This window comes from Oceanobacillus aidingensis (assembly GCF_042654105.1).
GTDB lineage: Bacteria > Bacillota > Bacilli > Bacillales > Amphibacillaceae > Oceanobacillus > Oceanobacillus oncorhynchi.
This window is the reverse complement of the sequence record NZ_JBHSFT010000014.1, coordinates 79933-105509: the sequence shown is the minus strand read 5'-3', so window position 1 is coordinate 105509 and position 25577 is coordinate 79933. Positions and strand designations below refer to the sequence as shown.

24 protein-coding genes and 2 pseudogenes are annotated in these 25577 nt (G+C 38.3%); 8 read left to right on the top strand and 18 right to left on the bottom strand.

Annotated elements, in window-relative coordinates; translation table 11 throughout:
- Positions 1–13: 13 nt before the first annotated feature.
- Both ACFO3P_RS10020 and ACFO3P_RS10015 read left to right on the top strand, forming a co-directional pair.
- Positions 14–202, top strand: a pseudogene (locus ACFO3P_RS10020) (CAP domain-containing protein); the annotation flags it as partial.
- 344 nt (positions 203–546) lie between these two features.
- Positions 547–1983, top strand: a complete 1437-nt coding sequence (locus tag ACFO3P_RS10015; protein WP_379542390.1) for a UDP-N-acetylmuramoyl-L-alanyl-D-glutamate--2,6-diaminopimelate ligase — start codon at positions 547–549, stop codon at positions 1981–1983.
- Between the two features lie 132 nt (positions 1984–2115).
- Here the strand turns inward: ACFO3P_RS10015 and ACFO3P_RS10010 are convergent, their stop codons facing one another.
- From ACFO3P_RS10010 to ACFO3P_RS09995, 4 genes are all read right to left on the bottom strand, one after another.
- Positions 2116–3012 carry an NAD(P)/FAD-dependent oxidoreductase gene (locus ACFO3P_RS10010; protein ID WP_212928237.1) on the bottom strand — a complete coding sequence of 299 codons (897 nt, stop codon included), beginning with the start codon at positions 3010–3012 and terminating at the stop codon, positions 2116–2118.
- 196 nt (positions 3013–3208) lie between these two features.
- Positions 3209–3535, bottom strand: coding sequence for a magnetosome magnetite crystal formation protein family (locus ACFO3P_RS10005; RefSeq protein WP_212928236.1), 327 nt, complete (start codon positions 3533–3535; stop codon positions 3209–3211).
- A gap of 112 nt (positions 3536–3647) precedes the next feature.
- Positions 3648–4544 (bottom strand): NAD(P)/FAD-dependent oxidoreductase, encoded by an 897-nt coding sequence (locus ACFO3P_RS10000; protein ID WP_212928235.1) that lies wholly within the window; start codon positions 4542–4544, stop codon positions 3648–3650.
- A 16-nt stretch (positions 4545–4560) separates the two neighbouring features.
- Positions 4561–4854 carry a hypothetical protein gene (locus ACFO3P_RS09995; RefSeq protein WP_379542387.1) on the bottom strand — a complete coding sequence of 98 codons (294 nt, stop codon included), beginning with the start codon at positions 4852–4854 and terminating at the stop codon, positions 4561–4563.
- Positions 4855–5063: 209 nt separating this feature from the next.
- Here ACFO3P_RS09995 and ACFO3P_RS09990 point away from each other — a divergent pair, with 209 nt between their 5' ends.
- Entirely contained in the window at positions 5064–7106 is a 2043-nt protein-coding gene (locus ACFO3P_RS09990; protein WP_379542386.1) for a HelD family protein, read from the top strand.
- A gap of 104 nt (positions 7107–7210) precedes the next feature.
- Here the strand turns inward: ACFO3P_RS09990 and ACFO3P_RS09985 are convergent, their stop codons facing one another.
- From ACFO3P_RS09985 to ACFO3P_RS09975, 3 genes are all read right to left on the bottom strand, one after another.
- Positions 7211–8449 carry an IS256 family transposase gene (locus tag ACFO3P_RS09985; RefSeq protein ID WP_289584860.1) on the bottom strand — a complete coding sequence of 413 codons (1239 nt, stop codon included), beginning with the start codon at positions 8447–8449 and terminating at the stop codon, positions 7211–7213.
- A 168-nt stretch (positions 8450–8617) separates the two neighbouring features.
- Positions 8618–9328, bottom strand: a complete 711-nt coding sequence (locus ACFO3P_RS09980) for an Rpn family recombination-promoting nuclease/putative transposase (protein ID WP_193065359.1) — start codon at positions 9326–9328, stop codon at positions 8618–8620.
- Between the two features lie 424 nt (positions 9329–9752).
- The gene (locus ACFO3P_RS09975; protein ID WP_042532794.1) at positions 9753–10187 is read right to left on the bottom strand and encodes a small multi-drug export protein; all 435 of its coding nucleotides are present in this window, start codon (positions 10185–10187) and stop codon (positions 9753–9755) included.
- Positions 10188–10289: 102 nt separating this feature from the next.
- Here ACFO3P_RS09975 and ACFO3P_RS09970 point away from each other — a divergent pair, with 102 nt between their 5' ends.
- Positions 10290–11117: a MerR family transcriptional regulator gene (locus ACFO3P_RS09970; RefSeq protein WP_042532792.1), complete on the top strand. Its 828-nt coding sequence runs from the start codon at positions 10290–10292 to the stop codon at positions 11115–11117.
- Positions 11118–11348: 231 nt separating this feature from the next.
- Here ACFO3P_RS09970 and ACFO3P_RS09965 read toward each other — a convergent pair whose 3' ends face one another.
- Positions 11349–11702 (bottom strand): ArsR/SmtB family transcription factor, encoded by a 354-nt coding sequence (locus ACFO3P_RS09965; RefSeq protein WP_042532789.1) that lies wholly within the window; start codon positions 11700–11702, stop codon positions 11349–11351.
- 232 nt (positions 11703–11934) lie between these two features.
- Here ACFO3P_RS09965 and ACFO3P_RS09960 point away from each other — a divergent pair, with 232 nt between their 5' ends.
- The 3 genes from ACFO3P_RS09960 (at position 11935) to ACFO3P_RS09950 (ending at position 14207) form a co-directional block, all read left to right on the top strand.
- Positions 11935–12933 (top strand): NADP-dependent oxidoreductase, encoded by a 999-nt coding sequence (locus ACFO3P_RS09960; RefSeq protein WP_193065362.1) that lies wholly within the window; start codon positions 11935–11937, stop codon positions 12931–12933.
- Positions 12934–13161: 228 nt separating this feature from the next.
- On the top strand, positions 13162–13701 hold the full coding sequence (locus ACFO3P_RS09955; RefSeq protein ID WP_042532788.1) for a PadR family transcriptional regulator: 540 nt from the start codon (positions 13162–13164) through the stop codon (positions 13699–13701).
- Between the two features lie 20 nt (positions 13702–13721).
- Positions 13722–14207: a DUF4188 domain-containing protein gene (locus ACFO3P_RS09950; RefSeq protein WP_042532786.1), complete on the top strand. Its 486-nt coding sequence runs from the start codon at positions 13722–13724 to the stop codon at positions 14205–14207.
- A 63-nt stretch (positions 14208–14270) separates the two neighbouring features.
- On the opposite strand, the gene ACFO3P_RS09945 is transcribed toward ACFO3P_RS09950, so the two are convergent.
- The 3 genes and pseudogenes from ACFO3P_RS09945 to ACFO3P_RS09935 all read right to left on the bottom strand — a co-directional run bounded on the left by ACFO3P_RS09945 (position 14271) and on the right by ACFO3P_RS09935 (position 14819).
- The gene (locus tag ACFO3P_RS09945; protein ID WP_042532785.1) at positions 14271–14459 is read right to left on the bottom strand and encodes a twin-arginine translocase TatA/TatE family subunit; all 189 of its coding nucleotides are present in this window, start codon (positions 14457–14459) and stop codon (positions 14271–14273) included.
- A gap of 51 nt (positions 14460–14510) precedes the next feature.
- Positions 14511–14732: pseudogene (locus ACFO3P_RS09940) on the bottom strand (GMC oxidoreductase); the annotation flags it as partial.
- Positions 14733–14753: 21 nt separating this feature from the next.
- Positions 14754–14819, bottom strand: a complete 66-nt coding sequence (locus ACFO3P_RS09935) for a twin-arginine translocation signal domain-containing protein (protein ID WP_084613032.1) — start codon at positions 14817–14819, stop codon at positions 14754–14756.
- 578 nt (positions 14820–15397) lie between these two features.
- Between ACFO3P_RS09935 and ACFO3P_RS09930 the strand changes: the two genes are divergently transcribed.
- Positions 15398–15724, top strand: a complete 327-nt coding sequence (locus ACFO3P_RS09930; RefSeq protein ID WP_042532781.1) for a four-helix bundle copper-binding protein — start codon at positions 15398–15400, stop codon at positions 15722–15724.
- Positions 15725–15773: 49 nt separating this feature from the next.
- Here ACFO3P_RS09930 and ACFO3P_RS09925 read toward each other — a convergent pair whose 3' ends face one another.
- The 7 genes from ACFO3P_RS09925 to ACFO3P_RS09895 all read right to left on the bottom strand — a co-directional run bounded on the left by ACFO3P_RS09925 (position 15774) and on the right by ACFO3P_RS09895 (position 25245).
- Entirely contained in the window at positions 15774–17360 is a 1587-nt protein-coding gene (locus tag ACFO3P_RS09925; RefSeq protein WP_042532779.1) for a glutathione ABC transporter substrate-binding protein, read from the bottom strand.
- Positions 17361–17600: 240 nt separating this feature from the next.
- The gene (locus tag ACFO3P_RS09920; RefSeq protein ID WP_193065357.1) at positions 17601–18200 is read right to left on the bottom strand and encodes a response regulator transcription factor; all 600 of its coding nucleotides are present in this window, start codon (positions 18198–18200) and stop codon (positions 17601–17603) included.
- Between the two features lie 2 nt (positions 18201–18202).
- Complete coding sequence (locus ACFO3P_RS09915; protein ID WP_042532775.1) at positions 18203–19327, bottom strand: sensor histidine kinase; 1125 nt, start codon at positions 19325–19327, stop codon at positions 18203–18205.
- 102 nt (positions 19328–19429) lie between these two features.
- Entirely contained in the window at positions 19430–20482 is a 1053-nt protein-coding gene (gene desA, locus ACFO3P_RS09910; protein ID WP_042532773.1) for a Delta(5) desaturase DesA, read from the bottom strand.
- Positions 20483–20748: 266 nt separating this feature from the next.
- Positions 20749–23499: a phosphoenolpyruvate carboxylase gene (ppc, locus tag ACFO3P_RS09905; RefSeq protein ID WP_193065356.1), complete on the bottom strand. Its 2751-nt coding sequence runs from the start codon at positions 23497–23499 to the stop codon at positions 20749–20751.
- Between the two features lie 562 nt (positions 23500–24061).
- Positions 24062–24271: a gamma-type small acid-soluble spore protein gene (locus ACFO3P_RS09900; protein ID WP_042532770.1), complete on the bottom strand. Its 210-nt coding sequence runs from the start codon at positions 24269–24271 to the stop codon at positions 24062–24064.
- A 257-nt stretch (positions 24272–24528) separates the two neighbouring features.
- Entirely contained in the window at positions 24529–25245 is a 717-nt protein-coding gene (locus ACFO3P_RS09895; protein WP_042532769.1) for an FAD-dependent oxidoreductase, read from the bottom strand.
- Positions 25246–25577: the final 332 nt, after the last annotated feature.

Genomic DNA, 25577 nt, shown 5'->3' with positions numbered 1-25577 from the left:
AGGCAGTTATTTTTCTAACGAGAACCTGACCTATGGACAATTCAGCAGTGTTTTTGCTCATCAGGGATTAATGAATTCCGAAGGGCACCGAGAGAATCTATTGCAGGATAACTTTGCTGAATTAGGAGTTGGTGTCGATTTTAATGATGACAATCAGCCATTTTTCACAGAGAATTTTTTAAATGATCAGTGGTTATACTAACGCCCAAACAGCTATTTAAAAGGGATATCTCCATTGATTCTGGAAGAGAAGAAATATATTTACTTTGAATTTGCCTTTGCTCTTCTCTTCCTACATATAATGATAATAAATTATTAAAGCACCTGCGTTATAAGCTTTCCTTACTAGAAGAATCGCCATATTTTAAAGCATATACTTTGAAATTTTTACAGCCTCTCTTCCATCGGGACTTCCCATGACGAATTAATTTCTTCTCGATGGCAAATTACCTGCCCGTCATTATAATAAATTATCTTCAAATGGCAAAACCTAAGGTAATATTACATTCTCCCGTATCATTCCCTATGTTTAAGAGGTGACAACACATGAATTTACAACAACTATTGAAAAATATTAGTAAACAGATGAGTATACCGAATATGATAATCAATAAAATAACAACGAATTCCAAATCTGTAGATGAAAATGACTTATTCATCGCTATAAAGGGATACAGTTTTAATGGTCATGATTTTATTAATCAGGCAATCAAGGCCGGTGCGGTTTGTATTATAGGAGAAGAAGATCTCCAAGAGTTATCCGTACCATATATTCGAGTTCCTGACAGCCGTCTGGCTTTAGCTGAAATAGCTTCTGAATTTTACGGAAACCCCACAAAAGACAAAAAAATAATTGGTATCACCGGTACAAACGGGAAAACCACGACAGCTTATATGATAAAACATATTTTAGAGGAGTCTGGTCATACATGTGCCATGTTTGGATCCGTAAACACGATAATCAATGGGGAAACGTATCCTTCGCTGAATACAACACCCGATGCGCTGAGCCTGCAAAAGCATCTGGCAATAAGTAAGGACGAATTTGTTATTATGGAGGTTTCTTCACATGGAATAGCGCAGGGCAGGATACATGGGATTGAATTTGATTTTGGTCTGTTTACCAATTTAGACCACGACCATCTCGATTATCATCACACGATGGAAGATTATTTCTTCACCAAAGCAAAAATGTTTAAAACCTTAAAAGCTCAGGGATATGCGATTATCAACAACTATAATGAATGGGGAGCAAAGCTCAGCAGCATGCTCCAAGCCCGTGACCTTTCCTTAATTACTTTAGGAAATAAAGAAAGTGATAAGCTGAGAATAAATGAAATAACCCCCGGTTTTTTTGAAATCTCCTATAGAGGATGTAACCATTCCCTTCAATTATCAATATTGGGACAGCATAATATCTCTAATGCAGCAATGGCATTCTTGACAGCCTCGCAAATAGGCGTCCCCATTCAGCAAATCATGAAATCATTACGTACATTCTCTGGTGTTCCCGGAAGGTTTGAACTATTCAAGCGTTCAAATGGGACAACAATTGTTGTAGATTATGCCCATACTGCAGAAGCTTTTTCTAATTGTCTTACAACTGCTAAAATCGAGGGCGCCGAAAAAGTTTTTCATGTTTTTGGTTTTAGAGGAGACAGAGATTCCAGTAAAAGAAATAAAATGATAACTGTTTCTAAAAAACTGGCGGATGAAATCATTCTTACATTTGATGACTTAAATGGCGTCCCCTCTGCTGCTATGCTCCAAGAGCTCAATGAACTAAACGAAGGACAGGTTATTTCAGATCGCACCTTAGCTATACAGTATGCTATTGAAAAGGCAGCGGAAAAAGACTGGGTAATCATCACGGGGAAAGGAAATGAACGTTACCGAGCGGATTTCAGTTTGCCAGTGAGCTCCGATAGAGAGGCTGTTGAGTATGTTTTGCAAAAAGAAGGGAAAAAGCTGAAAACAAGGTAATCGAAATAGCTTAAGAAAAAAGAACATTTAAAACTGCGTAATTTATTAAAATAGCTGAGAATAAAGTGAAATCTCATTCCGTAAGGGTTAAAAAGCCCTGCTGAATGAGATTCCACTTTACCAATAGATTATTTAAAATGTTTCCTCTACAAAATCACTAATCACTCCTATCGCCGCTTTACTCCCTTCACTCGCAGCAATAATCAGCTGCGGTGGACCAGATGCAGTATCTCCGCCAGCATAAATCCCTTTGATACTTGTCCGCCCTTGCGAATCTGTTTTAATTCCACCCATATCGTTCAATTCTAAACCCAGGCGCTCAGCAAATGGGGCAGCCTGCTCCATTTTAAAGGATACAAAACCTGCTTCTTTATACAATTCGTTTCCATTTTTAAATAGAATTGTTTTTAATTGCCCATTTTCTCCTTGCAATCGTAAAATTTCATCATCAATAACCTCGAATTGCTTTTGTGCCAAAATATCCCTTTCTTCAGTGGAGAAGCTTTCTTTGCCATTTGTGCAAACGACTATATCTTTATTCCAATTGGAAATCATCTTTATACCATGAAAAGAAAATTCTCCATCAGCAATATAAACCAGCGGCGTATCCTTTAGCTCCCATCCATCACAGAAAGGGCAGGCAAACAGACTCTTTCCATAAAAATCATGGATTCCTTGGATTTCAGGCAATACATCCTTCAGTCCTGTCGCCAGAATAATGGTTTTTGCTTTGTAATCCTTCCCTGTTTCTGTGTGAATGCGAAAAGGAGAAGCAGCCGAATCTATATTGGTTACGCGGTCTTTTTGAATCACTATATTCGAATACTTCTTTAAATCTGCATGGGCCGCTTCCCGAAATTCGGCTGGTTTCACGCCATCCCTGGTAATAAAATTATGGGATTCCTGTGTGACAGCATTGCGGGGAGCATCATCATCCAATAAAATCACTTCTTTTTTTCCTCTGCCTAAAGCGAGAGATGCATTTAATCCGGCAGGTCCTCCCCCGATAACAACACAATCATAAACCAATGTAATCTCCTCCTTTGTTACGCAGGTTCTGTTTTGCGTAATTTCCATTAAACATATCGTAATGATTACGATTTATCAATTAGGGAGATTCTTTTTTACTCCAATCTTTACTATATGTAAAAAAAGAACCTATAGAAAATTATCCCGTCTTCTAATAGATTCTTCTTATTTTTATATTTCATTTTTGAATTCGATATTAAGAGCTTAGCACCTTAATCCCTTTAATGATATTCCAAATAAAATAATAAATATCAATGATAAAGCAAATCATCATTGCAATTATTGTTGTGATAAATAATCCACTACTTACTTCTCCCGACCAAACTTGTCCGATCCCAATTGAAAAGATAAAGACTCCTGCAATACCAGTTGAGATAATCGGAATAAGATGTGTCCACAAGGCTTTCTTCGCGTGCCCTTTTGTTTCCTCATCTCCAAGAATCCATACCAAAATCGGAAATAAAAATGGAGCAAAAAAGATACTAAAATAACATAATGATGATAATAATTTATTCCCTTCCATCCAATAAACTCCTTCAATATTCTCTAATGATAAGGAAGTTATTTTATCTTTTCCTTCCTCAAAAATACACCCTCTTTTAATGATAAAAGGGTGTATGTAAACAATAAATTATTTAAAAGTTTTCTGCCACGTAATCACTGAGTACACTTATCGCCGCTTTGCTTCCTTCAGCCGCAGCTACAATCTGCTGAGGCAGACCGCCAGCATTATCTCCTGCAGCATATACACCTTTCCTGCTTGTGCGTCCATAGGGATCTATTCTAATTCCCCCCGCGCCATTGGATTCTAAACCCAGACGCCCGGCAAATGGTGCAGCCTGCTGTAATTTATACGAAATAAACCCTGCTTCGCGACGGAGTTCCTTCCCATTCTTAAATTGAATGCTTTTTAATTGTCCGCCTTCTCCTTGCAGCCGCAAAATTTCGTCTTCTACAACCGGAATATTCTTTTGTGCTAAGACAGCTTTTTCCTCTGGGGATATGCTATCCTTCCCATTTGTGCAAACAACAATATCCTTACTCCAATTCGAAACCATTTTCACACTGTTAAAAGCATGTGGATATGCAGCAATATAAACCAATGGAAGTTCTTTCAGCTCCCACCCATCACAGTATGGGCATCCGAAAAGACTTGTTCCGTAAAATTGTTGGATACCTTCTATCTCAGGAAGAATATCTTTTAATCCCGTTGCCAAAATAATTCTTTGCGCATCAAAGACCTGCCCTCTCCCTGTTTGAATCTGAAAATAAGAAGCAGTCTGTACAATATCAACCACTTGATTTCTTTCAACGGAAATCGTAGGATATTTATTTAAATCTTCATAAGCCGCTTTTTTAAATGCGGTTGGATGAATCCCGTCTCTGGTAATAAAATTATGAGATTCCTGTGTTATGGAATTACGAGGCGTATCGTCATCAAATAAAATAACTTTCTTTCTTCCCCTGCCTAAAATAAGCGAAGCATTTAATCCGGCAGGTCCTCCTCCAATAACTGCGCAATCATACAACATGATGATTTCCTCCTTTTTACTGCACTTTAAGAAAGTATAAAAAATTTAAGGAGTAAAGTATAAGTGCAATAGTTTTTGATGGGGCGAGTAATCGCAAAAGCTCTTCGGTGGGGCGAGTAATCGCAGTCCCAGTCCCAACTAAAGCAATCCTACGCCTTTTAGGCTTGGCTTGCCAAGTTTTCTTTACAGGATGAAATTTCGTAATGATGAATTTACTATAAAGGAATCCATGTGCTTTACCAAGATGGAAGTCGATATAATTCACATCATAGGAAAATGAAACCACTTCGAATAATTCACTGTTATCCACAAAGCTTCTCTGCTTGAATTAGATTTACATTTTTATTCCAAAAAAACACTTGAAAAAGGATTCGCTTCTTCAAGTGTTTTCCATTATATGTAATTTTATTTTTTGGCATGACTGTATTTAATAGTATACAACAACGAAATATATAAGTCTATTTTTTTCTTAATTTCATTGCTAAAATGAACAAGACATTCAGTTAAGGGGGATTCGCAATGGCATTTGAGGAAGAAAAAAAGGTATTACATGAAACCTTATCAATTATCAACAAGCAATATGAACGTTTAGCCGAAATACCGGAATATATCGGCGATAATTTTACAGAAAACGTATTGGAAGGCAGCCGGCAGCGTGTAAGAGAATCTCTGACGATTGCTAAAAAGGAACCCTATTTTGCCCGTCTTGATTTTAAAGAAGAAGAAAATGAGGAAGTAAAAGCCACCTATATCGGGAAAGCCGGTGTTTTTGATGAGCATACCGGAGATGTTCTGATTACGGATTGGCGTGCTCCGGTAGCCAGCCTGTTCTATGGCTTTAGCGGCAGTGAGGATGACGTCTATTATCTTTCACCAGACGGCATCGTAGAGGGTGAAATTTATTTAAAAAGAAATATCGTCACTTATAATCAGGAGCTTCAAAGAGTGGTAGACCGCTATATTCGTGGAGAGCAGGAGGCTTCCGGAGGAGATGAATTCTTATTATATAAGCTGGAAGACCAAAAGGATAATAAACTTCGTGATATTGTTGCGACCATTCAAGGAGAGCAGAATGAAATCATCCGTTATCCTTTAAACAAGGCTGTTATAATCCAAGGTGTTGCCGGAAGCGGAAAAACCACTGTGGCACTGCATCGATTAGCTTATTTATTATATGAATACCGGGAGCAATTAACGGCGCACCGGATGATTATTTTTGCACCGAATACCATCTTTCTTGATTATATTTCACAAGTATTGCCGGAATTAGGGGTCGGAGATATTGTCCAGACCACCTTTCCTAAATGGGTCATGACCTCCATTATCGATGATCCGAAATGTAAGCTGGAATCTCTCAGTGAAAGAAGGAAGGCATTTTTTGAATCCGGCACAGCAGAAAAGAATAATTGGAAAGGTTCTTTAGAATTCCAGCAGCAAATCAGGGAGCAGTTATCGCAACTAGAAAAGGATTGGATCCCGGAAGAAGATTTTATTCCCTGGGAAAATAAAAAAGGTGTTCTCTTAGAACAAATTAACACTTGGATTGAAGCTGATTTTAAAGGCAATCCAGCCACTAAAAAATATGATAGGCTTAAAGCAAAATTAACACGATGGATTGAAATAGAAGCAAAGATGTATGGAGAGAAAAAAGAACAGGAGCAAGCCCGTAAAGAAGGCAAAAAGGAATTAAGAAGATATTTACGGAAATGGAAAAAAAGAAAACCTTATGAACTGTACGCACAAATCTTAAAAAGAATGGAAAGAACGGACCTTTTGCCGCCAAAGGATAAAATAACTTTAGATGACCTGGCTCCCCTGCTCGATATTCATGATTATTGGTATGGAATTGAAAGAGAAGAGCGATTTGATCATGTGGTGATTGATGAAGCACAGGATTTCTCCCCCTATCAGGTTTCTGTATTGCATGCACGGACCAAAACAGCGTCATTTACGATATTAGGAGATTTAGCACAAGGTATTCACAGCAACGAAGGAATTGACGAGTGGGAAAACTTTATTGACCTTTTCGGCACATCCCGCTCGAAATTCTTCCAAATGACAAAAAGCTACCGCTCCACTTATGAGATTATTGCGTTTTCCAACACCATTCTTCGTCATCTTACCAACCGTCCCGCCTATGCAGAACCAGTATTCCGAAGCGGTGAGGAGGTACAGATCCAACAAGTAGAAACAGATGAAAAATTAAAGAAAATTACAAGCTGGATACATGATATGAAAAATAAAGAAATGAAGACCATTGCAGTTATTTTAAGATCGGAAGCTGATTGTAATGCGATTTATCCGAAGCTAAAAGAAAAGATTCCAGAGTTAACCATGATTACTACTGAGGATAAATCGTACGAAGGAGGCATTTCCTTATTGCCTGTATATGTATCCAAAGGACTGGAATTTGATACGGTATTAATGGTCGATGTGGATGAAACACGTTATCCAGTGACAGAGCAAACCGCAAAATTATTATATGTTGGCTGTACCAGAGCGCTGCATCATTTATCCGTTATTTACAGCGGAAATGCATCGAAGCTGATTTCTAATGAATAAATATTGAATTAGACAGAGATGAAAAGCGATTCATTTGGCTGGTGGAGGTGCTTTTTATTTCAGTATAAAAAGGGGTTTGTCAAATAAAGTGTGTAAGTTCCCATTCACTCAAGGTACTTTAACACTCTATCTTTCAGTTCATCATGAAGTAGAAGTTGGTTCATGACCATTGCCCAGTTTTGGATATGACCGCCTTCCCACTTGGATTCCAGTTCTCTGATCCGTAAAAATAACACTTTTAACAGAGCGTTCTCGTTAGGGAATGCTCCTTTTTTCGTTACTTTTCTAAAACTGGAATGGACGCTTTCTACAGCGTTTGTGGTGTACATGACTTTCCGGATGGCACTTCCATAATCATAAAGCTGCTCTACATGACTAAAATTCCTTGTCCATACATCAATCGCGCCCTGGTAAGCCGCCCATTGTTGTTTAAAGGATTCAAAGGCACTTAAACAAGCCTTGAGACTTGGTGCTCCATACACTTTTCTTAAAGCTTTGGTGAAAGCCTTGTAATCTTTGCTTGGCACGTATCTGATCGAGTTACGAATTAAATGAACCATACAACGCTGCACAATGACTTCAGGTAAAATAGCTCGTGCACCTTCTTCTAAGCCACTCACTCCGTCTATCGATAGAAAGAAAATATCTTCTACACCTCTCGCTTTGATTTCATCAAAAATCTGCATCCACTTATGCTTGCTTTCTGTCTCGTTTAACCATAATCCAAGTATTTCTTTCTCTCCTTCGATGGTGTAGCCCAGAATGGTATAGACTGCATATTTCCTTGTTTCATATTGGTTGCGGATGGTGGTATACATACAATCGACAAAAACAAAGGCATAACAGTTACTCAAGGGGCGATCTTGCCATTCTTCCAAATCAGGAAGAACTTGGTCGGTAATGTCCGATACCATTTCATGAGAGACAGAAAAGCCATAAATATCCTCAATGGTGGAGGAAATATCTCGCTGGGACATGCCTCGTGCGTACATGGAAATCACTTTATTTTCAATGGCTGATACATCTTTTTTTCGTTTCGGTATCAGTTCCGGTTTATAGGAGCCGTCTCGATCTCTTGGTACCTTGATATCTACTTCTCCTGAGCTTGTTTTAATGGTCTTCTTACCATAACCATTTCGTCTATTCTCCGTTGTTTTTTCTGCTTTATCATTGGATTCATAACCTAAATGATGATTCATTTCACCTTTCAACATAGACTCAAACATCGGTCCAAATATGTCTCTCAATGCATTTTGCATGTCTTCTACGTTCTCTGGTTGGTAGTTTTCTAGAATTTGTTTGGCTAATTCAGCTGATTTCTCTTCTCGCTTTGACTTAGACAATAGAATAACCTCCCAATCGTTATATACTTATTCTAACAATAAAAAACTAACTGCGTAGTAAGAGCCGTACGCTCTCTTACTTACACAGTTTAGTTTACACCCCCATAAAAAGTGAGCAGTTTGAAATATAACCTGCTCACTTTTTTTATACTATAGCATGCGGATTACTTATTCTTCTTTTCCTTGCTTGCCTGCAAGCTTTTTAATCTCTGCTTCGCTGTACTCTGTAATTTCTGCTACTTCGCTGATAGACATGCCCTTTTTTATCAATTTTAAAACGATTTCTTGCTTTCCTTTCTCTATGCCTTCTTCTATCCCTTCCTCTTTTCCTCTCTCAAAATAAGAATTCGGCAGCTGCAAAACCATGTCTTTTTCCTCCTCCGGCAAGTTCTCCATTTGCTCCATCATTTGTGCCGGGTTGATTTGCATCCGGGTGATCATGCGCAGAAACTCCAGCTTCACCTGAACCCGCTCATGCTCTTCATATCCCATTTGACTGAGCAAGACTGCGGCGGCCGGGTTGTCTGATTGAATATATGCTTTCCAGTTTTTCTTGATTAAGTGTAATTGTAAAAAGTTAAATTGAAGGACGTCTTGGGTGGGGGGATCGATTCTGAATTGTGTCGGTTCTTCTTTTTTCCTATTATAACTCAAAACAGCAATGGGTTGAATCGGTTTGCGGTCTTTGGCGTAAAGGTAAGAAAAATAGAGAAACATTCTTTCGGGAAAATTTGCTTCATGAGTTGATTGCGCTTCGGTATGAATATGGAGTATTTTGTCTTCGTGATTCAGCTTTACTGCTGCGAGAACGTCAATTTCTTTCTTGCGGCCATTGATGTAGTCCAGATACACTTCTTGTTCGATAAAGTGAAACTTCATTCAGCGGTATTCTGAATGGGACTGCGACTACTCGCCCCATCAAAACCGCTGTTAGTTGAACCAATCGGGCCGTTACTGGCTGTTAGACCTTCCACTTTGAAATAACAGATTTTCTTATTTTTGATGTGGAAGTCTTACAAAAGCACTTCGGTGGGACGAGTAACCGCAGTCCCAGCCAGTTACACTGCGGGGAAGGTGACCTTGGAGAAATCAATGTGAGGGTGAAGATTGGGGAAAAAAGCTTCGATAAATTCTTCAAAAAACTCTTGTATCAGCTTTTTTTTCAGCCGATCATGCTTCATGTAGTCTGCTTTTTTTTTCTAGAATTAATGGTACTGTGAACAATAGACTTGAAATAAGCAGCAGAAATATAAATCCACCTACTCCGGCTGCATAGGTGGATTTATATTTCTGCTGCATTTTATCAGCCTACAAAAGCGACACCATAATATGTCAAAACTGCAATAACAATCCCATATACCAAAATACTTGCACCAGCGGATATGAATAACTTCACTTTATTCATCCCTATTCCATTGGCAATCACTGCAACAGCCCATGAACCAATGATCGGTGTCAGCAACACAACAACTAATGGTCCTTGCTTTTCGATACGATATTTATATTTGCTGTTTGCTAATTTATCCAGCCATTTCTTAATACGTTCTGATTTTGCAAGAAGCTGATAGAAAAAAGCAATGAACGGGACCGGAAGAAAATTCCCAAAACTGGACCAGATAATGGAAGAAACCGCATCTAATCCCATCACCATCGTAGCTGGAATTGCAATATATATTTCAAACATTGGAAAGAACCCAATAAACCATGCAGTAGCCGCTAAGCTCAAATAATTAAACATAAATTATACTCTCTTCTTTCTTTACACTACATTTTCTTTATTCCTATAGTATAATATAAAGTATATGGTTACCGTATACTCAAGCGTAAAGTTGGTGATGAAATGGATTCTTCCAAAAAAATGATGACAACTGGAGAATTTGCAGATTTATGTGAGGTCAAAAAGCAAACGCTATTCCATTATGATGAAATTGGTCTGTTAGAACCGGAATACAAAAATGAAAATGGATACCGTTATTACACGATTCAACAAGCTGAGGCTTATAGCGTGATTGATATGTTAAAAGAAATCGGAATGTCTTTGGCGGAAATCAAAGACTTTTTACATTCCAAAAACACAAAGAAGATTACTGATTTATTAACGGAAAAAGAAAAACTGGTGGATATAAAAATACGGAAAATGCAGCGTATCCAGCACCTCATTAAAAATCAGAAAAGGCAAATGGAAGAAGCATCACAATTAGACCTTGATCAATTTACTATCGAGGATATGAAGGTAGAACAGATTGTATTAAGTGAAAATATTTTAAATTATTCTCATAAAGACATCACCAAAATGGTTATATCGTTTATGAAATATGTAAAACAAGGCGAAATCAATGTGGAAAATTGGGGTGCTCTTATTCGCCACGAACAAATAGAAACAGGAGATTATTTAAATTATTCCTATTTCTATTTACGTGAGAACCAGCTTCATTTAACAAAGACATTTGAGAAAAAAGCTGGAAAATATGTCATTGGCTATCATAAAGGAAGCTATATGCATACGTATCAAACATATGAACAAATAAAAGATTATTTGAATGAGACAGGATATCGTATTTGTGGTGACAGCTTTGAAGAGTATCTCTACCTAATGGATGGAAGCAGCTTGAATGTAAGTGCAAATTACGTAATTAAAATAATGATTGAGGTAGAAGAAAATAACTGAGCGACTTTGCTTGCTGTATATATGTTTAATATGAGTTATATTGATAAACCAATACACTCATCGTCTTTATACTAATAGAAAACACGGCCCCATCAGTCCCTCCAGACTGCGAGGGTCAATTAGAATAGCCCCTTTAAATTCACATAATCCAGCTTCTACAATTGCTCAACATATTGCCGTCCTAATATCCTCGCTATATTCAAGCTAATCGGTCAGCACAAAAAATTCGTTTCACACTTTCTCTTTCCCTTCTGCCATGACCGACATAACATTATCCAGCAAATCCCTCAGCTTTTTCATTTCCGGCACTGCATTGCAAAGATAGTAATAATTCTTTGTTCCCTCCCGGCGGATATCAACGATTCCAATTTGTTTCAAAATCTTTAAATGATGTGATACAGCTGGTCGTGACAGCTTCGTTGCTTCTGTTAAATCAATTACACGAAGCCCTTGGCATCCATTGCAAGCATGGTCATTCAATAAAGCAACAATGATAATTTGTCTTTTTTCATCCCCTAAAGCGATAAGAAAATCCTTTACTTCATCAAATTCATTCTTTAAATTCTCTATTTTATTTGTTTTCATATACATCCTCGTTTCATTTGAATAATCAATCGTTCAAATTATTAAACCATTAAATTTTTATTACGTCAATAGCATGGATTCGTTGTGTATAATTAGAAAATGATCTTTGAAGTTACTTTTCATTTGATTAGTTGACATTTTTTAAAAATCAAGCTATCATACATTATTAGTTCAAAAGTTTAAATGTTTAAACCATTATTCTGATAAGGAGATTTATCAAATGAAAAAACAAATGAAAGCAATGCTTATTCATAAATATGGACAAAAAAATATGCAATTGGAGAATGTTCCTATTCCTGAAATATCTTATGATGATGTATTAGTAGAAATTCACGCTGCGAGTATTAATCCGGTTGATTTCAAAATTAGAGACGGAAAATTAAAGCCGCTCATCAACTATAAAATGCCATTGATTCTTGGAAATGATTTTTCCGGAACAGTCCTCAAAACCGGGAAAAATGTAACGAAATTTAAAGCTGGGGATTCTGTTTATGGACGTCCAAGAAAATCAAGGATCGGTACTTTTGCTGAATATATTGCTATTCATGAAGATGATATTGCACTCAAACCAGAAAACGTAACATTTGAAGAAGCAGCGTCCGTACCATTAGTCGGGTTAACTACCTATCAGGCATTTCATGAGATATTAAATCTTAAGCCGAAAGACAAAATTTTGATTCAGGCAGGCTCTGGCGGAATTGGAACCTTTGCGATTCAATTAGCTAAAGAGATGGGAGCTTACGTCGCTACAACCGCAAGTAGTGCCGGGAAAGATTTAGTAGAGAGCCTGGGTGCAGATAAGGTCATAAATTATCGGGAAGAAAATTTTGAAGAAGTATTAGCTGATTATGATTACGTATATGATACCTTAGGCGGCGATGCTCTAGTTAATTCGTTTCAAATCCTGAAAGCCGGCGGAAAAATTGTATCAATCTCCGACCTCCCAAATGGCCGCTTTGGAAAAGAGAATAATTATCCTTTTTGGAAAACAATCGCTTTTAGATTGATTTCAAGGAAATTAACAAAATTAGAAAAGCAATATCAAGTGCAATATAACTTTTTATTCATGAAGCCCAGCGGCGAGCAATTAAATAAAATCAAAGAACTTATCGAGGCTGAAAAAATCAAACCATTCATTGATCGGGTTATTCCTTTTGAAGATGTACAAAAAGCAATGGAATATTCCGAATCAGGCAGGGCAAAAGGTAAAATTGTTATTAAAATCAAGTGACTTGTTCTTGATGTATGTTTTAATTATATCTTTCTCTCTTTAACCAGCACGGCAGAAGCTTTTTCAATAAGGTGATGCCCTGCTGGTTAGCTTTTTCATATTAGAAGGTATATACGAACCGAACTAATTGAAAAAACATAAAACTATTATTCCACTCTTTACTTCCAGCCCAAATTCATTTATTATATATCTAAATAATATATATCAAAAAGATATAAGGTGAGATAAATGCAAAAATATAATGACAGCACATACGCCATACTTGGCATTTTAACCACAAACTGTCGTTCAGGCTACGAAATAAAACAGTTTATTGATAATAGCCTGAATCATTTTTGGAAAATTAGCTATGGACAAATCTATCCGACATTAAAGCGGCTGGAAGAAGAAGGTTTAGCTACTGTTCAAACATTAGTACAAGAAGGAAAACCGGAGCGCAAAGAATATTTTCTGACAGAGAAAGGCAAAGATGTTTTAAAAAATTGGCTGGAGCAGCCGTTAACGCAATTGCCAGTCGAGCGGAATGAAGTATTGCTGAAGCTGTTTTTTGGCAGGCATCAGACAAAGGAACAAAGTCTCTATCTGTTAGCGGATTATAAGCAAAAGCTAGAGAAGCTGTATCAAACATATGAAGGAATTGAAGAAGGTATTTCCCGCCATAACACGAATCATCAGGATGCAAAATATTGGCTGTTTACTTTAGATTATGGAAAACGTGTGACGGAAGCTGCTATCGCATGGTGTGAGGCCACAATTAAGGAACTCTAATTTTTAAGGAGGAATCATCCATGGGTAAAAAAATCTACTCTGGCAGGTATACTACGGAAAATGATCAGGATGTTGTTGTTTTTATTATTGGGATGCGTATTAATAAACGGCTCGCGGTCCGGAAGTGGGGACCTGTGTTTACAGCCATGCCCGGTATGATTAAAGAATTGTATGAAAACCAAGAGGAATTAGGGTTTCTTTCCATGGAAAGCTATTTTGGTCTGCGCACTACCATCATGGTTCAATACTGGCGTTCTACAGAGGATTTGCTCGCTTATGCCAAAGGAAAAAAACATTTGAAAGCATGGCAGAATTTCAACAAGAAAGTTGGGGAAAATGATGCTGTCGGCTTCTATCATGAAACCTATCAGATAAAAGCCGGGAGTTATGAATCTGTCTATCGAAATATGCCCTTATTCGGCATGGGAAATGCGAAAAAGCATATTCCTATCACAGCACAGCATAATTCGGCACGTAAACGGCTGCAAGGCGTAAAATTAAACTAATTCCGTTTCTTTTCCCTTCACAAAAATAAACTCCAAAGACATTTTGGAGTTTATTTTTTGTAATCACGATTTATCTTTTTGCTCTACATTCTCGGACTTATCCTCCATAATATCATTCGCCGTGCTCTTAAATTCTCTTAATGTTTCTCCAGCCGCTTTACCAATCTCCGGTAATTTTTTCGGTCCAAAAATGATTAATGCCAGAACAACAATAAGGATTAATCCAGGAATTCCTATGTTTGCTAACCCCATTAAAAATCGCCTCCAGCTCTTAATGGATTTTTTACATTAAACCTTTTTCTTTTAATTTTTCGCTTCCACAAGCTGCCCGCCATTTTTTAGAAAATCAATCGTTCCTTCTGTTGCACGATAGGTTAAAGCTGCAGCTGTGGTGGTAGGATTGGTTACTCCAAAGTGTGGAAAAGCGCTCGATCCACATACAAATAAATTATCCATATTCCACATTTGTAAATAGCTATTCACAACGGATGTTTCCGGGTCATCTCCCATAATTGCTCCGCCACTATTATGCTGAAAAAGGAGTACTTAGCCAACAATCCCACCCGTTGTCATTCCTGCTGTTTTAATAAATTGACGTCGAGATACATCCACTTATTGCTGGTTTTCACTTACCTTCCCCTTTTTGTCATCCTTATTCTCTGAAATGTGACTCCCCCTTTATTTACAATCACACATGTAAAATATATTTTCGAAGCTCCTCCTTTCAAGCTTATGTAAAAAGACTGCTATTATATATAATATGTGGTCATCATAACTAGAAAACAAACATCTGTGAAGAACCTAAAAATTCTAGGTTACCTATGGAAAACAGAAGAACATGCCTGTTGTCTATCTACTAAAAATGAAAAAACTGCTAAATTAATAAGGTTAGTACGAAGGTTCATCCCGAGTTAATTATATACCCTTACATTAATTTCGAAGTACTTTGTTTAAGCACTTCTTAGGTATACCATTTATTTTTATAGACTATACTTCCCTTAAGTCATGTTACCAGTATGTATATGAATAAATTGTCTTATATATAACTGATGTTTTTATGAACACCTTAGCATTCTATTCTTACAGGCAATTGTTTGCGATAAACTCCAACAGAAAAAGAATGAATCACTGCCTTCTCGGGAATGTTATAACTTGCAAGCTAAAAACATACACTTTGGAGGAGTTTATTCATGTCCCATCAACAACATCAGCAGCTCATTGACGCACTGCAAAACTGTATTGTTGCATGTAATCATTGCTACGATGCATGTCTAAAAGAAGAAGATATTAAAATGATGGCCGAATGCATCCGTTTGGATAGAGAGTGCGCCGAAATTTGTTCCTATCTGGCACAAGCTCTATGCAGAGATACGCCTTTTGCCAAGGAACTTGCTTCGGTTTGTGCTAACATTTGTGAAGCATGCGGAGATGAATGTAAAAAACATAGCCATGCGCATTGTCAGAAATGTGCGGATGCCTGCTTCCAATGTGCAGAGGCATGTAAAAAGAGTGCTTAAACGCATAAATAAAGAAGCAGCTCCTTTTATAGAACTGCTTCTTTATTAATTATTCTGCTTCAATTGTGACATCTCTAAAGAATGGGAAGCTGCTTGGAAATTGATAGTATCCATTTACTTCATCACGCAAGCCGGATAAAAGAACAGAATGATAAATCGGCACGATCGGCGCCTCATCTACAATCATTTGCTGTGCATCTGCATAGAGAGATAGCCTTTCTGCTTCATCGCCCTCTTGTCTGGCATCTTCCAGCAACCCGTCCACTTCTTCATTTGCATAGAAGGAACGATTCCCCGGCGCACCAGCATTATCAGAATGAAACATGGGGTATAAACCGTAATCCGCATCCAGCGTTACCGTTCCCCAGCTTCCTAAAAACATGTCAACGCTTCCGTTTGCAGTATCTTCTAAATAAGTAGCTGTTTCTGTCATTTGAATGTCCACGTCTATTCCGATTTCATTCAGCTGCGATTGGATGACTTGTGCGATATCGCCTGTATTTGTATCATAAGCCATCAGGGTTACCTCTAAGCCATCTGCATAGCCGGCATCCTCCATCAGAGACTGAGCTTCTTCCACATCTCTGTCAATAGGCTCTATATTTTCATCATATCCAAATACAGTCGGTGCAAGAGGCCCTTTTGCCGGTAAAGCAACTCCGTTCAAAACGCCATTAATAATTTCATCCTTATCTAAGGTCATCGCAATCGCTTGACGGACTCTTTCATCATCAAACGGCTCACGCTCTACGTTAAAGCCTAGATACGTCATACTGGCACTATCAGACTGCATCACATGTGTGCCATCATTATTGTCGACTTCCTCCACATTATTGGCATTTACCGGATAAATAAAATCAGAGTCCTCAGTCTGAAGCTCCGCAATGCGAGTTAAATCCTCCGGAACAAAATGGAATGCAATAGAGTCCATTCCAGCTTGCTCTCCCCAATAGTCTTCGTTCTTTACTACGGTTATTTCCCCGCTGACAGCACGTTCCTCAAATTTAAAATAACCTGTTCCTATCGGATTTTCATTTACAACAGAAAAAGGTTCTTCTCCATTTGCAATTGCTTCATTATCTGCTTCAATCGCCTCCAGGCTGATCATATGCCCGCCTGGATGTGCTAAATGGGCAGGTAATGCGGAAAACGGATATGCTGTTTCAATTTGAACCGTGTATTCGTCGATCACTTTAACGTTTTCAATCATGTCAAAGAGAAAGCCAAGCGGAGAACCTATTTCCGTATCACGTACACGGTCTAAATTTGCTTTTACCACTTCCGCATTAAAAGGAGAACCATCGTGGAAAGTAACGTCTTCCCGCAGCTTCGCCTCCCAGACCGTATCCTCGATTTGTTCCAGGCTTTCCGCCAGTGCAGGCTGTATTTCCAAGTCTGTATTCTGTTCTACCAATGTATCATACAAGGTATTCATTACATATAACGAATTACCATCATTTGCTGCATGCGGATCAAGCGATACAGGTTCTGACGCTAAGCCTGCCTTCAGCTGTGTTTCTTCCGCCGTTTCTTCGGCAGGTGCTTCTGTTTCATCTTCTGGACCGCTGTCATCTGCACATGCTGCCATCATAACTAACAAGGAAAACAGTATCGTCCATCCAATTATCTTCTTCAAATTTACTCCCCCTCATTTTCTATGTAGAATCTCCTTCATTCTGATAAGAATACAATTCTTTCAGTTGAGAATAAGTATATACTATTTTTAAAAAAGTGAGAAGAAGTAAATCTGCTGCTCCAAAGTGATAATAAGAAACTGTTGAATTAGATTGCGGTAAAAGTAGTCGTGTTTTAACAAAAATCTTGGCAATTCAAAAATACCAACGTTCTTCAAACCGAAAGTAATGTCCTTACAGCACTAACTTAACCAGCCTTTTTCTTTCACTCTCGCTATGGCTTCTATCCGGTTATCCACCTCTAGTTTATCCAAGATAATTGAAATATAGTTTCGAACGGTTCCATTGGATAAATGTAATTCTTTTGCAATCGCCTTGGTTGTTCCCCCCTGTGTTAACAGCTGCAGGACCTCTATTTCCCGTTTGGTTAAGGGGTTTTCTTCTGCAAAGGCAAGATCGATCAATTCGGAGGAATACAAACGCTTCCCCTTCATAATCTGACGAATGGAGTCGGCCAAATCCTCGCTGGGGCTATCTTTTAATAAGTAACCATCGACTTCTGCCTTTCTAGCCCGTTCAAAGTAGCCGGGTCTTGCAAAGGTGGTCAGAATAATAATTTTGCAGGAATCCTCCCTTAGATACTCTGCAGCATCCAGACCTGTCATAACTGGCATCTCAATATCCATTAAGCAGATATCAGGGCGCTCTTGCTTGACTAATGCCAACAGTTCTTCCCCATTACCTGCTTTTCCTACCACGGTCATATCTTCTTCTAAATCCAGGAGCGCGCCTAAAGCTCCTAACAATAACTGTTGATCTTCTGCAATTACAATCCGAATCAAATTCAAACCTCCTCCATTTGCCTTAATATCTTTGGCACCGTCATATCTACTTTAAACCCTTTCGAATGTGCAGTGATAGCTAATGTCCCGTTGATAAAGGATAAACGCTCTCTCATCCCTTGAAGGCCATTTCCAAATTCAGGAACACTATTCTTCCCTATCCCATCGTCCTCTACCTGCAGTCTTATTTCCTTTTCTGTTTCTGAAAATTCCACGGAACAGTGATCTGCCTGACTATGCTTTACGACATTCGTTACTGCTTCTTTCAAGCACATACTTAATACTGTTTCCATTAACATTGGCAACGATGATTGATCTACTTTAATTATAATTTCATGCTTGATTTGTGCGACTTCCATTAATTGTTCGACATGCGCAAGCTCTTCTTCCAAGCGAACATTTTTCATATCCGACACCATTTCCCGCACTTCTTTTAATGCATGTCTGGCTGTATTCTGCACATCCTGCAGCTCTTTTTTCGCTTTTGCAGGGTCTTTCTCCAGCAGTTTCCCCACAAGTTCACTTTTCAGACCGATCATCGATAATTTCTGACCTAAGGTATCATGTAAATCACGGGCTATTCGATGCCGCTCTTCTACAATTGCAAGTTCAGCAATTTTGCGGTTAGCATCTTCCAATTGTTCCTCCAGCTCCTCCTGTTTCAAACGATTATAACGATTAATAGGTATCAGAATAACTCCTAATATGGTCATAATCAAGAATGGCAGCTGATTTAGAAACAGGGAATAATTAAAGAAAAATCCTGCCGTGATGGAACCTATAATCACGACCATGTGTATCACATACATCGTGATAAACCCTGCTTTGCCACGAACATTCCCAACAAAAAATGCAGTAAATAAAGCAAAATAAACGTATCCATATAGAATTGTCATCACCGTATTAATAATAAATTCCATCGTTAATCCGATATACATAAACGGTTCAAGGGAGTTAAAGGTAAACCAGTAAATCGCAAAGAAAAGTAATGTTAACAATACGCCAACACCGATCTCCCAAATCGAAGTAGAGCGAAAAATAAAGTAAAACGGCAACACACAAAAAATAACCCAAATATATATGCTTAATCCTGTGTTTCTTGGAAAAATATAATACCATTGACGCACGATTTGTCCCCCTATTTTCTCGCTTGACATTATTATACCAAATATATCTCGTGAACGATAAAGAACCCCCTAAAACGTGTAGGGGGTGTGCAGCCAAGCCAGTTATGAGCGAATCGTAGAAGTTGACTTTGCTGTCGTTATCCTTTGATTTTTTGATTGATTTAAACGATGCTTCATTTCGCGGAAGCTGATAAATGTTTTCTGTTCTTCATCATAGAGACGGAATTTGATTGATTTCAAACTCGTTTTTAACGTAATGATAGTCGCATTGTGTAATGGCGGCGTTTCGCGGTGTGCTTGTTCCAAATGATAATTAGGGACTTTGGGTGCTAAATGGTGCACATGGTGATAACCAATACTTCCCGTCATCCATTCTAACCATTTCGGCAGCTTATAGTAGGAGCTGCCATCTACCGCTGCTTTCACATAATCCCATTCTGACTCATTCTCAAAATAAGAATCCTCGAACTGATGCTGAACATAGAATAACCAGATTCCTAAGAAACCTGCAATATAAGCAATCGGCAGCTGCACGAATACAAGCGCCTGCCAGCCAAGCAGAAAGCCTATAAGACAGTAAATCACAATTAATGAGATATTAATAATATAGGTATTCTTTCGTTCCTTTTTTTTCGCATCCTTACGATTAATCCGATTACTATAGAGAAATAGCGAAAATGGTCCTAAACCAAACAAAATAATTGGATTGCGATATAAGCGATATTGCAGTCTCTCCCATTTTGTTGCCTTTTCATATTCCTCTACAGTCATAATCCAGATATCACCGGTGCCTCGCTGATCTAAGTTGCCGCTTGTCGCATGATGAATCGCATGTTCTCTTTTCCACTTTTCAAAGGGAAAATGAGTAATTACGCCGGTAATGGTGCCAAGCAGTCGATTTAATTTCGGTTTTTTGAAAAAAGATTGATGCGCGCAATCATGAAAGATAATAAACGTTCGGACCATGAAGCCCGCCGCAGCAATGCTGCATAACAAACTTAACCAAATGGAAACAGCTAAACTTTGATAAGCTAAAATCCACAGGATAAAAAATGGAGGTATCGTATTCAATAGTTGAACAATACTCGTTTTCGTTTTAGATGTTGCGAATGGCATAACGTCTTTTCTAAGCTGTGCTTGCTTTTGTTTGCTCATTGGTATCCCCGCCCTTATAAACTTACTATGATTTCAGTATAAGGAATCGAGCAATGAAATGTTAGATACAGTTGTCAGTAATTTGATATGACACTTGTCATATTTTCTGGATGATGTTCCCCTGTTATGGATTATACTTCACTTAACAGAAGGTTGAATAACGATTCTCCATGATTTAAACCACACATCCCACAGGAAAAAGCCAATTGGTTATAAAACGGGTAACCAATTAGCTTTTTCATTTTAAAATTATTTCCGTTCTTTCATCAGCCTGTATTCACTAATCCTGCAGCTACCCCATTGATTGTCAGTAACACCTCGGTCACCAGATCTTCAGGAGGATTATCTGTTTCTCTTAATTTATGGATTAAATCCACCTGCAGGAAATTAAGCGGATCGACATATGGATTACGAAGATGAACAGAACCTTGAATATTTGGCGTGTGGCTTAGCAGTTCCTCATTGCCGGAAATGTCCAGCAGCGCCTTTTTTGTACGTTCATATTCATCTGCAATATCTTCATATATCCGTTTTGCAGTCTCCGAATCCTCAACTAATTCCAGATATTCTTCAGCAGTTTTCATATCTGCTTTCATCAATGCCATTTGTAAATTATTAATCGTCACTTTGAAGAAAGGCCATTCTTTATACATTGCTCGTAAAGCTTCTAAATGACTCGCATCTTCCTCAATGAAAGATTGCAGACCTGTGCCCGCTGCATACCATGCAGGCAGCATGTACCTGGATTGTGTCCACGCAAATACCCATGGAATAGCCCGTAAGTCTTCAAAACGCTGGCTGTTCTTCCTGCTCATCGGCCGCGATCCAATATTTAAAGCACCCAATTCCGTCAAAGGAGTTGCCTGATTAAAAAACGCTAGAAAATCCGGGTCGCCAAACACCAGCGATTGATATTTTTTCAATGATTTTTGGGAAATAGATTCCATTGTGATTTCCCATTCTTTTTGACGCAGTTCTTCTTGATCCGGTGTATTTGAAACCTTGGCGGACCTTGTAAATAAAGCAGAGGCTGCCTGCTCTAAATTTCGGTAAGCAATATCTTCAAGAAGATATCTGGAAGAAAGCACTTCTCCCTGCTCCGTAATTTTCACACCATCTTCTAGAGTCTCCGCAGGCTGGGAAAGGATGCTGGTACTCAATGAACCGCCTCCACGGCCAAGCGAACCCCCGCGGCCATGGAAGAATTTCAGACGGATTTGGTATTGTCTTGCTATATTATGGATTTCCTCCTGTGCTTTAAACAGGTTCCAGTTAGCGCTTAACGTACCGCCGTCTTTGCTTCCATCTGAATAGCCAAGCATAATTTCCTGATGTTGCCCGCGTGCTTTTAATTGTTTCTGATATACCTCTGTTTCAAACAATGTCTTCATAATATCCGGACCTGCAATCAAATCATCGATTGTTTCCAGTAATGGAGCGACATCAAGATCACTTTCCGCCGTTCCATCTGGATAAAGACGATAAATCCCGGTTTCTTTAGCAAGTACCAACACTTCCAAGAGATCGCTCGGCGATTCTGACATGCTGATTAAATAGACTTCAATTGCTCGTTTTCCAAATTCCTCATGTGCATTTTTTATCGTTTTGAAGACTTTCAAAATATCCTGTGTTTCTTTAGAATAACCGCCATCGAAAAGCAGCAGAGGTCTCGGATCATTCAAAACCTCACACAATACTTTTTGTTTCTCTTCTTCACCAAGCGCAGCATAGTCATCTGTAACATGAACAGCCGTTAAAATCTCATGAACAGCCGTTTCATGCTCTCCACTATGATTTCGTACATCCAATGTGGCTAAGTGAAAACCAAACATCTCTACTTGCCGGATGACCTTTCGAATCGTTTTCAGCTTTTTCGTCTTTGGCAAATGTGCTTCGGCACTTTCTTTGATTTCTTTAAGGTCATGAACCAGTTCTTCTGGAGAATCATAACCCTGTGACGTTTTCCCTGTTTCACGCAAACGTTTTAGAATAATGGCAAATTTACGTCGATATACTTCTGACTTGATTGGCCATTTATCGTTCTCATTTAAATAGCTGGTCTCTTCTTTTTCCATTCTATCAATAAATTGCTGATTAATAGATATTCGTTGACTTGATTGGCTAAATCGTCTCATCAGCTCAACGATAGAAGCTTCGTATTTTTTCAAAATCAATTCCCTCTGCATCTCCAATGTCTGCCAAGTGATTTCTGGAGTTACATTCGGATTGCCATCCCTGTCTCCTCCAATCCAGGAACCAAAATGAATGAAATTTGGTACTTCCCAATTTCCCTCTGGAATTTGTTTCTGCAGCTGTGTTTCCATTTCTTGAAAGACATCGGGTAAGGTTTCAAATAATGTCTGGTCAAAATAATAAAGTCCATTTTTTACTTCATCCAATACTCCCGGCTTTCTTTGCCTCAGCTCATTGGTGTGCCATAAAGCAGTGATTTCATTAAACAGACTTTCTTCCACATCCGCCTTCTCTCTTTGTGAAGTCTGCGGATTGTCCAATGTCCGTAAATGCGCCGATATGCGCTTCTGTATTTCCAGCACCGTCCGCTTCGTTGCCTCTGTCGGGTGTGCTGTCATAACAAGTTCAATGGATAATTCATTAAGTATCTCTTGAATTCCTTTATTGGTAAGGTTGCTTTCTTTCACTTTGGATACGGCTTTTTCAATAGAAAAAGACTGGCTGCTTTCCTCATCCAGCAGATACTGGCGTTTGCGCCTGATCCGGTGATTTTGCTCCGCAATATTAATCAAATGAAAATAGATAGAAAAAGCACGGATGACCTGCTGACGTAAAGGCGGTTTTAAATTGCTGATTTCTCTTTTTAACGTTTGATATGTATCTTCATCATACTCATTTCGGATACTTTTCGTCATTTCCCGAATCGATTCTACCTTATCAAATAATGCTGTACCTCCATGTAACTTCAAAACTTCTCCTAATATGTTTCCAAGCATATTGACATCATTTCGCAATGAGGCATTTTTATCGATTGTTTCTTTCATGTTGTTTCCTCCTGTTCCAATTACCGTAGAATTATCATATCATTTTTTTGAAAAAAATGATAAAACGAAACTTCATTCAGTGGGAGAATGAAGTCTGTTTCCTACATTCTCCCACTGAATTAGCCTGAGCGATTCAGGGAATTAGCTCACCTGAACTCCCGCCTAAATAAATTTATTCTCTTTTTATTTTGAGGAGGGAGTTATACGGACGGTTCTCCGTGATAAATTCATGATGCAAAAGTGTTTATTTTCCATTTTAAACAGTTAACCTTTTCACCGCTCTCATCGAGAAAAAGACAAATGAATATATCCTTAAACGATTATTTTCACATACATTATTTCTGATTTTTCTTTATATTTGTGGTGAAGCAGCGAGATGAATTAATACCTCTTTTCCCTTTTTATGAAAATATCAAACATTTGAGAGATAAACCTTGAAGATACCCTCCTTTATCTTTTTAAAACAAAGAATAAGATGTTGCTATTTTACTTGATTTTCATTGATTTATTATTATAGCAGAAGAAACTGAAAAGCACCTGCTAAAAAGCAGATGCTTCCTTGTTATTTACTGTTTTTAGGAGATTGCTGATTCTGCACGCTTACTTCTTCCAAATTGGTATCACTGTATATTTCTGTCCCGTGACCTCCCGTTGTTTTAGCTAGGAATTCTTTGACTTCATTATAAGACATACCTGAGTTTTGGTTTGCCTTTTTTACGGCTTCAATATTTGTCCCAGCCGCTGTAAATTTCTTATCCTGATTTTTCTGCATTTATACCCCTCCTGCTTTGTTTCATTTTATTTTGTCCATTAGAGGGGTTTTTAGCCGAAATTTTCTCCTGTCGTTTATAAAAACTGGCGAGTATGGGTTTAACTTTTCTATCTTCTGTATTCTTCGAAGGATGTGTAAAAACAGTGGGCGATACATCAGGATACACTTTCCTTCGTAATAAACCAATTCATTTATTAGCTCAGCGAAACGGCTGAAAACGGCCGCTCTTTTTTATTTACCAACTAGAAGTGACTTGCTTACATGGATACATTCAGTGTTAAAAACGCTGGCAGCTGTTGTTTATGTTTATCAAGCATAATCTGCTCCGGCTTGATTCCCTGCTCTAAAAGCACGTCAATATTCTGCTGAAGAAATTCGTCACTGCCGACAACATAGAAGAGGCCCTCTTTATCAGCTGCAAGGTTTTTCACTTCTTCATAGTAGTCTTTCCGATTATCAACAAACTGCGACGTGAATTTTTTATCAGGTGCGGATTCAAAAATAGGCGTGAATAAGAAATCCTTTGTTGAATCGATGTTCAGAGAATGAATTTGATTAACGTTATCAGCACGTTCGAGATAATCCAGTACAAGCGGCCTGAAGGTTGCCAAACCGACACCTGCCGACAGCAAGTAAACATTTTTATCTTCTCTTTTAAGCGGTACATTCGAATGCGTTTTAAATATAGCAACCTCTTGACCGACTTCCATATTTCTTAAAATCGTTTTAAACTCAGAACATTGCTCTTTAATACGTGTTGTGATGCCGATGGAATTTTCATGCGGTAATGTAGTAATCGACATGTGGCGAATCAGACTGCGGTTCGGTTTCTCTCCGGCATTAAACCCTTCCAGTGCGAAGTGGGTGTGGGAACCTTCTTCCCACGTAAAACCTTCCGGGCAGTCAAGCATATATGTTTTAACCTCAGGTGTTTCATCAATAATTTTATTTATTTTCGTCCAGTATATTTGCATAATATATTCTCCTCCATTATATTTGCCTTTAGTATCTAATATACTACAAATGATAATAATTCTCAATTAAACGGGTTGATTATTTTGGAAAGCACTTGGGATTTTATTATAGGAGGGGTATCAATATGACACTTATAATGGCTACAGCTTCTTTTATTACATCTTTAGCCGTGTTGATCATTGTCACTAGCCAAAACAAGAAGAACGAATGATAATATATAGATCAACCAAGCATATCAATTTTTTTAAATAGGAAATGATAACTTTATTAAATCACCTTAAAAAAGCGCCTCTGCTGCAGCTTCTATGCAGGGGCGCTTCGATCTTTCTCC